The organism is Bacillus sp. ILBB4, assembly GCF_035064545.1.
Lineage (GTDB): Bacteria > Bacillota > Bacilli > Bacillales > Bacillaceae_H > Priestia.
Genome location: NZ_JAIQVD010000005.1, coordinates 247,278 through 261,311, shown reverse-complemented (window position 1 = coordinate 261,311; position 14,034 = coordinate 247,278). Strand labels below are relative to the sequence as shown.

At 39.2% G+C, this 14,034-nt stretch carries 12 protein-coding genes; all 12 read right to left on the bottom strand.

The window, feature by feature from the left end:
- Positions 1–149: 149 nt before the first annotated feature.
- Complete coding sequence (gene rnr / locus LAV82_RS22175; protein ID WP_155660738.1) at positions 150–2,447, bottom strand: ribonuclease R; 2,298 nt, start codon at positions 2,445–2,447, stop codon at positions 150–152.
- Positions 2,448–2,530: 83 nt separating this feature from the next.
- Positions 2,531–3,271 carry an alpha/beta hydrolase gene (locus LAV82_RS22170; protein WP_013059696.1) on the bottom strand — a complete coding sequence of 247 codons (741 nt, stop codon included), beginning with the start codon at positions 3,269–3,271 and terminating at the stop codon, positions 2,531–2,533.
- A 267-nt stretch (positions 3,272–3,538) separates the two neighbouring features.
- A complete protein-coding gene (secG, locus tag LAV82_RS22165) occupies positions 3,539–3,772 on the bottom strand; it encodes a preprotein translocase subunit SecG (RefSeq protein WP_013059697.1) in 234 nt (77 codons plus the stop codon).
- Positions 3,773–3,980: 208 nt separating this feature from the next.
- Positions 3,981–5,276 carry a phosphopyruvate hydratase gene (gene eno / locus LAV82_RS22160; protein ID WP_013059698.1) on the bottom strand — a complete coding sequence of 432 codons (1,296 nt, stop codon included), beginning with the start codon at positions 5,274–5,276 and terminating at the stop codon, positions 3,981–3,983.
- A gap of 24 nt (positions 5,277–5,300) precedes the next feature.
- The gene (gene gpmI / locus LAV82_RS22155) at positions 5,301–6,833 is read right to left on the bottom strand and encodes a 2,3-bisphosphoglycerate-independent phosphoglycerate mutase (protein ID WP_013085384.1); all 1,533 of its coding nucleotides are present in this window, start codon (positions 6,831–6,833) and stop codon (positions 5,301–5,303) included.
- Positions 6,833–7,588 carry a triose-phosphate isomerase gene (gene tpiA / locus LAV82_RS22150; protein WP_211078576.1) on the bottom strand — a complete coding sequence of 252 codons (756 nt, stop codon included), beginning with the start codon at positions 7,586–7,588 and terminating at the stop codon, positions 6,833–6,835. The genes gpmI and tpiA overlap by 1 nt, the downstream gene beginning before the upstream one ends.
- Before the next feature lie 175 nt (positions 7,589–7,763).
- Positions 7,764–8,948 (bottom strand): phosphoglycerate kinase, encoded by a 1,185-nt coding sequence (locus LAV82_RS22145; RefSeq protein ID WP_013059701.1) that lies wholly within the window; start codon positions 8,946–8,948, stop codon positions 7,764–7,766.
- Between the two features lie 309 nt (positions 8,949–9,257).
- The gene (gene gap, locus LAV82_RS22140) at positions 9,258–10,265 is read right to left on the bottom strand and encodes a type I glyceraldehyde-3-phosphate dehydrogenase (RefSeq protein ID WP_013059702.1); all 1,008 of its coding nucleotides are present in this window, start codon (positions 10,263–10,265) and stop codon (positions 9,258–9,260) included.
- 46 nt (positions 10,266–10,311) lie between these two features.
- On the bottom strand, positions 10,312–11,340 hold the full coding sequence (locus tag LAV82_RS22135) for a sugar-binding transcriptional regulator (protein WP_013085386.1): 1,029 nt from the start codon (positions 11,338–11,340) through the stop codon (positions 10,312–10,314).
- A gap of 133 nt (positions 11,341–11,473) precedes the next feature.
- On the bottom strand, positions 11,474–11,722 hold the full coding sequence (locus tag LAV82_RS22130) for a glutaredoxin family protein (protein WP_274157010.1): 249 nt from the start codon (positions 11,720–11,722) through the stop codon (positions 11,474–11,476).
- 12 nt (positions 11,723–11,734) lie between these two features.
- A complete protein-coding gene (rpoN, locus tag LAV82_RS22125) occupies positions 11,735–13,045 on the bottom strand; it encodes an RNA polymerase factor sigma-54 (protein WP_013059705.1) in 1,311 nt (436 codons plus the stop codon).
- A 286-nt stretch (positions 13,046–13,331) separates the two neighbouring features.
- Positions 13,332–14,006, bottom strand: a complete 675-nt coding sequence (locus LAV82_RS22120) for a DUF8580 domain-containing lipoprotein (RefSeq protein WP_499716895.1) — start codon at positions 14,004–14,006, stop codon at positions 13,332–13,334.
- Positions 14,007–14,034: the final 28 nt, after the last annotated feature.

Genomic DNA, 14,034 nt, shown 5'->3' with positions numbered 1-14,034 from the left:
AACGTTCCTTCCCTTCAGCCGTACTTACGTATATGTATGATATTATGTATCATTTTACTGTATGGAAATCTAAACAACAACTAAAACGTTTAATGGAGCTGTTTTGAAGCAGAAGGAATACCCTTCTGCTTCACTGCTGTCGATTTCGATTATTTACGCTTTTTCTTTTTGCGCTTAACATTTGGAGCACCCTCGAAGAATCTCTTTTTCTTTTTCTTCTTTGGCTTTTGAGTAGACCACTCTTCATTTTTGCTTCGGCTGCCCTCGCGACCTTTTCCTTTATCATCTTTGCGTGACTTTTGTTTTGCTTTAATCACCTTAGGACGGTCTTTAGATAAGCGTTTGCGACTTTCTTTCATTCCTACAATAATAAAGTCAACCGAACGCTCGTCTTTATTCACATCGGCGACTTTCACTTCAATTTCGTCTCCAATTCGGAAGACATTGCCCGTTTTTTCTCCAATCATCGCATAGTGACGTTCGTCGTAACGATAATAGTCATCTGTTAAGTCACTGACGTGAACTAAACCTTCAATCGTATTTTCTAGCTCCACGAACATTCCAAAGTTAGTAACAGAGCTAATAATACCATTAAATACTTCCCCAACTTTATCAGCCATAAACTCAGCTTTTTTCATATCGTCCGTTTCCCGCTCAGCGTCAACTGAACGACGTTCCATATTAGAAGAATGCTCAGCAACATCAGGCAGAAGCTCGCGCCATTTTTCTTGCGTTTGCTGATCTGTTTTTCCTTCAATCAAATACGTGCGAATGAGACGATGAACGATTAAATCCGGATAACGACGGATTGGAGACGTAAAATGCGTATAGAACTCAGCTGATAAACCAAAGTGGCCTAAACTTTCTGCTTCATATTTCGCTTGTTTCATCGAACGAAGCATAACAGTTGAAATAACCATCTCTTCAGGCGTGCCTTTTACTTCTTCTAAAATATCCTGTAGCGCACGCGGATGAATATCGTTTCCTGTTCCTTTCACCGTGTAACCAAAGTTTGTAATGAACTCTAAGAAACGAGTAAGCTTCTCTGCATCTGGATCTTCATGAATACGATAAATGAACGGTACGTTCATCCAGTGAAAATGTTCTGCTACTGTTTCATTCGCCGCTAGCATAAATTCTTCGATTAGCTTTTCAGCAACCGAACGTTCACGCAAAATAACATCGTGAGGATGGCCATCATCGTCTACTAATACTTTTGCTTCTTTGAAATCAAAATCAATGGCCCCGCGATCCATTCTCTTTTTACGAAGAATAGCTGCCAGCTTTTCCATACGCTCAAACATCGGAACAATTGGCTCGTAGCGTTCTAACACTTCTTCATCTTTATCCACTAAGATTTTGTTAACGTCTGAATACGTCATTCGTTCTGTCGTTTTGATGACACTTTCAAAAATCTCATGTTTCACTACTTCACCCTGTGGATCGATTTCCATCTCACAAGAAAGCGTAAAACGGTTAACTTTTGGATTTAATGAGCAAATTCCATTAGATAAACGGTGAGGAATCATCGGAATAACTCGGTCTACTAAATAGACGCTTGTTCCGCGCTCTGCTGCTTCTACATCAATCGGAGAACCTTCTTTAACGTAGTGACTTACATCTGCAATATGGACGCCTAATTTGTAGTTTCCATTTTCAAGCTCTGTAACCGTTACGGCGTCATCCAAATCTTTTGCATCTGCTCCGTCAATGGTTACAATAACTTGATCACGAAGATCGCGGCGGTTGCCGATATCTTTTTCGTCAATCGTTTCAGGTGTATCAATTGCTTGTGTTAAAGCATCAGCAGGAAATTCTTGAGGAAGACCGTGCTTATGGATAACAGAAATGATATCGATCCCCGGATCGTTTTTATGTCCAAGAATTTGAACAACTTTTCCTTCTGCGTTCATGCGGCCTTCCGGATAGGTTGTCAGTTCTACTACTACTTTATGGCCTTCAACCGCACCGTTTCTTGCTGCTTTGGGAATAAAAATATCACCTGCAATTTTTTTGTCATCCGCAATCACAAAGCCAAAATTTTTACTTTGCGTATACGTACCTACAATTTGCTGGGTACCTCGTTCTAAGATTTTTACAATGGTTCCTTCACGACGAGCACCTGATGATTCTGATGACACTCTTGCAAGCACAATATCTCCGTGCATAGCATTGTTTGTTTCAGTAGGGGGAATAAATACATCACCCGCATCTTTTTCTTCAGGAACTACGAACGCAAACCCTTTTGCATGTCCGCTTACTTTCCCTTTGACAAAATTCATTTGTTCCGGCAGCCCGTAGCGATCGTTTCTTGCTCGGATAATTAAACCCTTCTCTTCCATAATAACAAGTGCCTTCACAAACTCTTTGAATGACTCTGCATCCTCAGTATTAAATTCTTTTGCAAGCTCTTGGACAGTCAAAGGTTTGTAATTATCCCTTTTCATAAAATCCAATATTTCATTTATATAGGGCTGATTTTCTTCTTTCACATCATGTCCCTCCTTTTTCTTTATTCGTATTATCTCTATCACCAATCAAGTGATTCCAAAAATGCATATACATCCTCGTGAAGCTGATCACGCTCTTTATCAAAGGTAATGGTATGACCAGATTCTTCGTACCATTTTATATCTTTTGTAGGAGACTCGACGCTATTATAAATAATATTGGCGCTGTCTGTATTAATCATATGATCATGACGACCTTGTACAACAAATGTCGGTGCATAAATCATATCAACTGAATTTCGCACTTCAGCGATTAATTCCTGTAAAGACTTTAATGTGTTCATTGGTGTTTGCTTGAACTCTTCCATTTCTTGTTCAATCTGTTCAGACGATTTACCTTCACGCTTTTTATATTCGCGTGCATACGCTAAAACACCTTCATACATGACTTCTTCACTCTTTATATACATAGGGGCGCACATAGGCACAATACCCTTTATAGGTACAGTGTAACCTAATTTCAGTGAAAATACGCCACCTAGTGAAAGACCTACAGCGGCAATACTTTCATGACCTTTGCTTTTCAAAAACTCATAGCCGTCCATGACATCTTTCCACCAATCTTTTGGACCAGTATGAACAAGTTCTTCAGGCGCTACGCCATGTCCTTTGTAATGAGGTGCGTGGCATGTGTATCCTTTTTTCTCTAAAAAACGACCTAACATACGAACATCAGCAGAATTTCCGGTAAAACCATGAAGTAATAAAACAGCTTTTTCGCCGCCTTCAAATGTAAATGGCTTTGGTTGTGCAATTTTCATATATCATTTAACTCCTTTTAGTTATAATATCTGCAGTCCTAATAGAAAAAAACATGTATTTATGTGACGGTCATCACATAACAAGAGATGTGGCCATCCACTTTTACGCTTTTATACTATATTTAGTACTTTTTTCTAAAGCTATATTATATCATTACTTAAAAATGAAATTAAAGTATTCAACACGCCCATTAAAAAACCACCTAATACATAAGTTGGTATACACCAAGTACATATGCATTAGGTGGCAGTCTATCCAGTAACATATTAAAGTTTGAAATAAGATACAGCAAGTGTTAACACAAAGAATAAGATAGATAACACTACTGTCAAACGGTGTAAAACTAAGTCAATTCCACGTGCTTTTTGTTTCCCAAATAACGTTTCAGCTCCACCGGAAATAGCTCCAGATAATCCAGTAGTTTTACTTGATTGTAAAACGACCACAACAATCAAAGCAATTGAAACAATCACTAGCAAAGTAATCAGCAATGTATGCACTAAGACACACCTCCTACACCAAGTAATAGTCAATCAGCGGGGTTTCTTCATCCCTTCTGATTGGCATTACCGGGGATAAAGTACGCGCACTACGCTAAGGTTAATTTATCATAAAAAACCCTCTCGTACAAGTAATGGCAGTGAAATACACCGGATTTTAACGTAAAAAAACGGATGACAATCGTCATCCGTTTTTTATACTTTCAACTTATTTTTTTAAGTTGTAGAAAGATTTAGCGCCATCGTATACAGCTAGAACACCTAGCTCGTCTTCGATGCGTAGTAATTGGTTGTATTTCGCAATACGATCTGTACGGCTCATAGAACCAGTTTTGATTTGACCAGCGTTTGTTGCAACAGCGATATCAGCGATTGTTGCATCTTCAGTTTCACCAGAACGGTGAGAAACTACTGCTGTGTAACCAGCACGTTTAGCCATTTCGATAGCTTCGAACGTTTCAGTTAATGTACCGATTTGGTTAACTTTGATAAGGATAGAGTTACCTACGCCTTGTTCGATACCTTGAGCAAGTTTTTTCGTGTTTGTTACGAATAGATCGTCACCAACAAGCTGTACTTTTCCGCCAATGCGCTCAGTTAATAGCTTGTGACCATCCCAGTCATTTTCGTCTAAACCGTCTTCGATTGAAACGATTGGGAATTCGTTAACTAACTGCTCGTAGAAATCTACCATTTCAGCAGAAGTTACGCCTGTACGGCCTTCGCCTGCTAAATCATATTTACCAGTTTCTTTGTTGAAGAACTCAGAAGAAGCTACGTCCATACCTAATTGGATGTCTTTACCAGCTTCGTAACCAGCTTTTGTGATTGCTTCTACGATTACTTCTAATGCTTCACGGTTAGAACCTAAGTTAGGAGCGAAACCACCTTCGTCACCTACAGCTGTGTTTAAGCCTTTAGCAGATAAAACAGATTTTAACGCGTGGAATACTTCAGCACCCATACGGATTGCTTCTTTAAATGTAGGAGCTCCTACAGGTAAGATCATGAATTCTTGGAAGTCAACGTTGTTATCAGCATGAGAACCACCGTTGATGATGTTCATCATTGGAGTCGGTAATTGCTTAGCGTTGAATCCACCAAGGTAACGGTATAATGGAAGACCTACGAAATCAGCTGCTGCGTGAGCTACTGCCATAGATACACCAAGAATAGCGTTGGCACCTAATTTACCTTTGTTTTCAGTACCGTCTAACTCGATCATAAGGCGGTCAATACCGATTTGATCAGTTACGTCCATACCTACTAATTCAGGAGCGATAATTTCGTTTACGTTTTCTACTGCTTTTAATACACCTTTACCTAGGTAGCGAGATTTGTCACCATCGCGTAATTCTACTGCTTCGTATTCACCAGTAGAAGCACCACTTGGTACTAAAGCGCGTCCGAAAGCGCCTGATTCAGTATATACTTCAACTTCAACTGTTGGGTTACCGCGAGAATCTAATACTTCGCGTGCATAAATGTCAAGAATTGCTGGCATTTTAAAACTCTCCTTTATAATTAATTATTTAATTAATGTTTTACCTGTCATTTCTTTTGGCTGTGCCACATCTAGAAGAGTAAGCATCGTAGGAGCTAGATCCCCTAGAATACCGTCTTCACGAAGCTCTAAGCCTTGTTTGGTTACGATTACTGGAACAGGATTCGTTGTATGAGCCGTCATTGGATTACCTTCAAGCGTAATCACTTCATCAGCATTACCATGGTCTGCTGTGATGATTGCTGTACCGCCTTTAGCTAAAATTGCATCTACGATTTTGCCTAAGCACTCATCTACTGTTTCAATCGCTTTTACCGTTGGTTCTAACATACCTGAATGGCCAACCATATCAGGATTTGCAAAGTTTAATAAAATAGCGTCTTGCTTATCTCCTTCGATTTCTGCAAGCAACGCGTCCGTCACTTCATAAGCACTCATCTCAGGTTTCAAGTCATATGTTGCTACTTTTGGTGAATCGATTAAGATACGTGTTTCACCAGGAAACTCTGCTTCACGTCCACCGCTCATAAAGAACGTTACGTGAGGATATTTTTCTGTCTCGGCAATACGAAGCTGCTTTAAGTTATTTTGAGATAATACTTCACCAAGCGTGTTATCTAAGTTATTTGGCTTAAAGGCTACATATCCGTCAACTGTTTCGCTGAAGTGAGTTAAACATACAAAATGTAAGTTTTTCGGATGTTTTTCACCGCGATCAAATGAACGGAAATCTTCGTTTGCGAACGTATTTGAAATTTGAATTGCGCGATCTGGACGGAAGTTGTAGAAAATAACTGCATCTTCATCTTGAATTGTCGCAACTGGCGATCCGTCTTCTTTTGTAATAACAGAAGGTAAAACGAATTCGTCATAGATTCCATTTTCATACGAATCTTTTACGCACTCTTCAGCGCTTGTATATGATGGACCTTCGCCGTACACCATTGCGCGGTATGATTTCTCTACGCGCTCCCAGCGTTTGTCGCGGTCCATTGAGTAGTAACGTCCTGAAAGTGTTGCAATTTCACCAACGCCGTACTCTTCAATTTTTTCATTAAGTTCTTTTAAATACGTTTCAGCAGATTGAGGTGCTACGTCACGACCATCTAAGAAGCCATGAATGTAGACTTTTTCTAAGCCTTCACTCTTAGCTAGACGCAATAATGCATATAGATGTTCGATATGACTGTGTACACCGCCATCAGATAAAAGCCCGAAAAGATGAAGGTTTGTACCCTTTTCTTTTGCGTGCTTTACAGCTGCTAGAAGCGTTTCGTTTTGTTCAAACTCGCCTTCACGAATTGCTACGTTTACACGAGTTAAGCTTTGGTACACAATTCGGCCTGCGCCGATGTTTAAGTGACCTACTTCAGAGTTACCCATTTGGCCTTCTGGTAAGCCTACAGCTTCTCCAGACGCCTGAAGTGTAGCATGAGGATACTCGTTCCAGAAACGGTCGAAGTTTGGTTTTTTTGCATGTGTTACCGCATTACCTTTATCTTCATCGCGTAATGCAAAACCATCTAAGATGATTAATGCTACTGGCTTTTTACTCATTACTTACCAGCCTCCAAAAGCTGTAAGAAAGAATCTGCTTCTAAGCTTGCTCCACCTACTAAAGCTCCGTCAATGTCTGATTGAGACATATATTCTTTGATATTAGCAGGTTTTACGCTACCGCCGTATTGAATACGTACAGCATCTGCAACATCTTGAGAGAATTGTTTTGCAACAACGCTACGGATGTATGCACAAACTTCGTTTGCACCTTCAGCAGTTGAAGATTTACCTGTACCGATTGCCCAGATTGGCTCATATGCGATAACTGTTTGTTTTACTTGCTCATCAGTTAGACCAGCTAATGCTTTTTGTACTTGATTAGCTACAACTGTTTTTGTTTGATCTTGTTCGTACTCTTCGTTTGTTTCACCGCAGCAAACGATTGGTGTTAAACCATGTTTGAATGCAGCAATTGTTTTTTGGTTTACTGTTTCGTCCGTTTCAGCAAACATTTCACGACGCTCAGAGTGTCCTAAAATGACATAGTTCACACCTAAGTCTGCTAAAGCAACAGGGCTCACTTCTCCAGTGAACGCACCGTTTTCTTCAAAGTGCATGTTTTGTGCACCAATTTTTAAGTCTGTGCCTTTAGTCGCTTCTACTAAACGATCTAAAAATAGTGCAGGTGCACATACTACTGATTCTACGCTTTCAGGAGATGGTACTGCTCCTTTTACTTCTTCAACAAAGCTAGTTGCTTCAGAAAGTACTTTGTTCATTTTCCAGTTTCCTGCAATAATTGGTTTACGCATGTATAACACCGTCCTTTGTTTATTGTGGGTTTTCCCTTCACGCGTTAGATGTCCAAGAGGGTGCTGTTAAAAGTGATTCGGTCCCTTTTATCTCTTGGTCATCCATCTTCGCTGCTTGATAATTTTTTATATTATCAGTCGTCAGGTCGGTCCTCCGTCTTACTGAAACATAAACTTACTTATCGTTTAATGCAACTACGCCTGGAAGTTCTTTACCTTCCATAAACTCTAGTGACGCACCGCCACCTGTAGAAATATGGCTCATTTTATCAGCTAAGTTGAATTTTTCAACAGCTGCTGCAGAGTCTCCTCCGCCGATTACTGAATATGTGTCAGTTGCTTCTGCTAAAGCTTCTGCTACTGCTTTTGTTCCATTAGCAAATGCGTCTAATTCAAATACACCCATTGGTCCATTCCAAATAACTAACTTAGAGTTTTTGATTACGTCAGCATAGATTTCACGCGTTTTCGGTCCTGCGTCTAAGCCTTCCCAATCGCTTGGAATATCTTCAATTGATACAACTTGAATATTAGCATCATTTGAGAAGTCATCTGCTACTACCACGTCCACTGGCATGTAGAAGTTTACTCCGTTTTTCTTAGCTTTTTCCATGAAAGATTTTGCAAGTTCAATCTTGTCTTCTTCAAGAAGTGATTTACCTACTTCATGGCCTAGTGCCTTAATAAATGTGTAAGAAAGTCCTCCACCGATGATTAAGTTATCTACTTTATCAAGCAAGTGGTCAATTACACCGATTTTGTCTTTAACTTTTGCTCCACCAACGATTGCAGTAAATGGACGTTCTGGGTTTGATAATGCTTTTGAAAGCACATCAAGCTCTTTTTCCATTAAGAAACCTGCTACTGCTGGAATATGTTGTGCAATTCCTTCTGTTGAAGCATGCGCACGGTGAGCTGCACCGAATGCATCGTTTACGTACACGTCTGCTAATTCAGCAAATGCTTTTGCTAATTCAGGATCGTTTTTCTCTTCACCTGGGTAAAAACGTACGTTTTCAAGTACTAAAACATCGCCTTCGCTCATGCCGTCGATTGTTTTCTTTACTTCTTCGCCAAAAGCTTCGTCAGCTTTTGCAACGTCTTTACCAAGAAGAGCTTGTAAACGTTCTGCAACAGCATTTAGACGTAACTCTTCAACAACTTCGCCTTTTGGACGTCCAAGATGGCTAGCTAAAATTACTTTTGCACCTTGTTCTACTAAATATTGAATAGTAGGAATAGCTGCACGAATACGAGTTTCGTCTGTTACTTTTCCGTCTTTCATTGGTACGTTAAAGTCTACGCGACAAAATACTCGCTTTCCTTTTACATCGATGTCTTTCAACGTTTTTTTGTTCATCGTTAAAAGGCCTCCTTAAGTATTTATGGTACTAAGCAAGTAGGCTTCTATGTATTCATCAATCCACAAACCACCGTACATTTCATTTTATATATTGGCGCCTTTCTATATAAAGTGAAACTCCAGTTAGCTGCTTATGACGCTTTTTCATGTAGAAGCCAATACATAAATCAAGGAAGAGGGGGTATGCCCCTCTCTTCCTTAGCAAGTCTTATTATAGTCGTTCTATTTTCAGATATCCAATAAAAAAGGAAAGTCTAGTCGATTTCTGTCTTATTGAATAAAATAGAAGCGAATTTCAAGTTATTCTTATAGTCCTTTAGCAGCGATGTATTGAGCAAGGTCTACTACACGGTTAGAATATCCGCTCTCGTTATCGTACCAAGAGATAACTTTAACCATGTTACCTTCCATTACCATTGTAGATAATGCATCGATTGTAGAAGAGTTGATGTTACCATTGTAGTCACCAGATACTAGTGGCTCTTCGCTGTAACCAAGGATGCCTTTAAGATCGCCTTCAGCAGCTTCTTTAAGAGCGTTGTTTACATCTTCAACAGTTACTTCTTTGTCAAGTTCAGCAACTAAGTCTACTAAAGAAACGTTTGGAGTTGGAACACGCATAGCTCCACCGTTTAATTTACCTTTTAATTCAGGTAATACTAGAGATACAGCTTTAGCAGCACCAGTTGAAGTTGGGATGATGTTTTCAGCAGCTGCACGAGCACGACGGTAATCTTTGTGTGGTAAGTCTAAGATTTGTTGGTCATTTGTGTAAGAGTGAACTGTTGTCATCATTCCGCGTTTAAGACCGAACTTGTCATTTAACACTTTAGCAAATGGCGCTAAGCAGTTAGTTGTACAAGAAGCGTTTGAAATTACGTTGTGGTTAGCCGCATCGTATTTGTCTTCGTTAACACCCATTACGATTGTGATATCTTCGTCAGATGCTGGAGCAGAGATGATTACTTTTTTAGCTCCTGCTTCTAAGTGTTTCGCAGCGTCAGCGCGTTTTGTGAAGAATCCAGTAGATTCAACAACGATTTCTACGCCTTGTTTGCCCCAAGATAATTGAGCTGGGTCACGTTCAGCAGAGATTTCGATTGTTTTACCGTTTACTACTAAGTTGCTACCATCTACTACTACTTCTGCATCTAATTTTCCGTGTACAGAATCATATTTTAAAAGGTGAGCAAGCATGTTAGCATCTGTTAAGTCGTTGATTGCTACTACTTCAACGTTATCATTTTTTAAAGCTGCGCGGAATACATTACGGCCGATACGACCAAATCCGTTAATACCAATTTTTACTGCCATGGGTATTTCCTCCTTGAATGTAAAAAGTATTTTTTTATATGAGGGATTAATTAAAATCCCTTACTAACTCTTTTGCGGCGCCTTCATCTGTAATGAGAATCGAATCATGCGCTTGTTGCATAAACGCTTTAATTGCCTTTGCTTTTGATGAACCTCCTGCAACAGCAATAACACATTTATTGTTCTTTAAATCATCGAGTTGTATGCCAACTGTTTTAACTTTATGAACAACTTCGCCTTGATGATTAAAATAGTATCCAAATGCCTCACCTACAGCATGTCCATTTTTCACTTTTTCTAAGTCTGCTTGTGGTGTTTTACGGCGTTCTGCCATTGTCATAGCGTCTCCTATTCCGTGAACAACCATACCAGCGGACTTAATTAAATGAAGCATGTCTTTAATAGATGGTTCACCGATAATAGATCGGTATGCTTCATCACTAAGCTGATCTGGAACATGAAGCAAGCGATAGTGACTCATGGACTTTTCAGCCATCTTAGCACAAATCGTATTTGCTTGGTTTTGTACATTTTCACCTAGCCCTCCGCGAGCAGGTACAAAAAGTACATCAGGGTGTTTTAAATCAGGTGTCATCATTTCAGCAACGGCGGCAAGCGTGGTACCACCTGTAACAGCAACGGTATTTTTTTTACCAACAAGGCGCTCCTTGATACACGAAACAGATGCTCGACCCATTTCATTTTTGACCCAAGGAGACTGATCACTATCTCCAGATACAACAACAACTTCTGATAAAGAAAACGCCTCTTTTAATGTTGTTTCCAATAATCGAAGTCCCGAAACTTCCTTCATTACTTCTTCTAATTCAGCCAGAAGGAGTTCTCCCTCATTTGTAAGCGTCATTCCACTAGGGTAAATGTCAATCAAATCTTGTTCTTTTAAGAATGTTACTTCGCTTCGTAACACACGCTCTGTTAGCCCAAGGCTTACAGCTAAGTTTCTGCGGCCAATCGGCTGCATTAAACGTATGTATTGCAAGATTTGATAGCGCTTTTGCATAACTGAGAGAAGTTCAGGTAATAATTTTCGTTGTACTTCTATTAAAGAACGCATGTTAAAATCCCCTTAAGGCATAAACTCGCTGGACATATTTTGTCCCGTATAGACATATTATGTCCCACCTTGCGCAAAAAAAATTCACCCTGCTACAAAATCTATTCTAACAGGAGTGAATCCTTTATTCAACTCATGTGTTGCCTATTTTTAAAAGTAAGCGTTTTCTTAATGGAATACCTGTTATTTTTCCATATTCTACTTCTTCTCCATCCATTTCTATTACAGGAATGGCAAGATGATACTTTTCCAGCCACTCATCGTTTTTGTAAATATCTCGTTCAATAAGCTGAAAGAGAAACTCCGACTGCAGCTCTGCAAGCAGCTCCTTTGCATCATCGCATAAGTGACAGCCATTTTTGGTATACAGTACGACTTCCACATTCCCACTCCTTTACTGCGTGACAAAAAGTTTTCGTTGACTGGATGGTAGAACGTTTAATTGATCTCGATATTTGGCTACCGTTCTTCTTGAAATAGTAACGTTATAATTGCTTTGCAAAACGTTAGCTAACTGCTGATCTGAAAGCGGACGCTGTTTGTTTTCTTCTGCTACTAGCTTTTTAAGCAGTTCTTTTACGTGAGTTGTAGAAGTCGCTTCGTTGTTGCCCAGTTGAATACTAGTTGAGAAAAAAGATTTCATTGAAAAGGTGCCAAAAGGCGTTTGAATATATTTGTGCCGAGTAGCACGACTAATCGTTGATTCATGCACAGATGTTTGTTCCGCTACTTCCTTCATTGTTAACGGCTTCAAATACGAAGGACCCTTTTTAAAAAATGCTTCTTGTTCAACGAGTAAGGTATTCATTAATGCGTTTAATGTATCTTTGCGTGTGTGTAAACTTTTCATAATCCATTGGAATTCACGATATTTCTCTTGCAAATAAGAAAACATTTCTTGGTTCTGCCTATTTTTCAGCTGAAGTTTGTATTGTTCATTCACTGAAAGTCGAGGTTCCAAATCCTCATTTGCATAAGCAACAACATTTCCATCTTCAATTTTCACAATAAAATCCGGTACAATGAATCGTTCATTGGACTTCATATAAAACGATCCAGGACGAGGATTTAATTTCTTAATCTGTTCATGTAATTGTTGAAGAGCCTCAAGTGAGATTTGACATAACTTTGAGATTTTCATCCATTTTTTATACGCAAATTCCTCAAAGTGATGTGTCAAAATTTGCTCTATTTTTTCTGTCCATTGATTATTCCTTTTTAATTGAAGCATTAAGCACTCTTGTAAACTTCTTGCCCCTACTCCTGCCGGGTCCATCTGCTGCACAAGCTGGAGAGCCTTTTCAACCTGCTCTTGACCTTGACCAAGCTGGTTAGCAAGTATAATTAACTCATCGTGCAAATAGCCAGCATCATCCAGACTATGAATAACAAACTCAACGGCTGCCTGCTCACATTCATCTAATTTTAATAATGCGGATTGATTCATTAAATGTTCGTACAGCGTTTCTTTAGGAGCTGGTATACTGCTCATATAATCTGTTGAATCAGAAGTTGCATGATTTTTTTGATTGTGAGATGTATAGACGGGCAGCTCTGAAAAATCTATAAGCGGATTTTGAAGCGCCTGCTCATGTAAAAACGCTACAATATCCATCGATGAATATTGTAAAAGAGAAATAGCTTGTGATAATTCTTTTGACATCGTCAGCTTTAACGACTGCTGCTGAAATAATCCAATCTCCATTATTTCTCCCCTCCCCTTCATCTATTTTACTATAAAAACGCTTTCAAGGAGCATGTAACTATTTTTTATATGTAATTTTTTCATCAAAAAACCTCCGTCAACCTTTGTTAACGAAGCGGTTCATCCTATTTTTAATTACTAACCATCAAAAAAGTAATAGAGTTATGCAACTTTATAACTTTTCATTATAATTCGCACCAACCACATGATCCGAGTAATAATCCGACATGACGTTTTCTTCGTCATGTCGAATTTTCTGCATGTGTATAATATATAGAAAAATTACTTATTGAATGGTTTGTGCCATTTGCATAAACTTGTCCAAGTTTTCTTCGTCATTTTTCGTGAAGATGGTTAGCTTCATTGGTTTCTTTCCTTTAACCAACACAGCGTTTACCGTATGATCGCCAGATGTGGCTTCATACCAAACAGAATCTTTGAAGATTCCATTCTCTTCAAGATTCTTTTTCTCTGCTGCATTTTTATTAACTGCTGTTGCCGTTTGTTTAACAGATTGAGTAGCGTCGTCCATCGATGCTTTTGATGAAAGCATTTCGATACGCATAAATTGAGAATCATCTGAAGTTAATACTAACGCATCTTTTCCTGGTTCTTCACCCGTTAGTTTATAACCATCCATTACTTGAATAGAATAATCTTGTTCTGGGCTTTTTGTTAGTTTTGTTTCTGAAGAAGACGTTGACTGTTCATCATCCGCTGTTTCGCTAGTTGATGATTGACTTCCTGAAGGTTTGGCTGAGACCTCGGAAGAATCCGCATCTTTTTTCGAATCTTCTTTTGCAGCGCCTGATGTTTGATCAGATTTAGAAGCTGTGTCCTGCTGAACATTTTCTGCTTGATCATTAGACTTCGGCTGAGCAGAATCTTCGTTCGTCCCGCATGCAGACAGCAATAGTGCTACCGATGCACTGACAATGAAAAGTTTGTTCATATATTTCATATTTATTCCTCCTCCGTGTTTCTTTTCC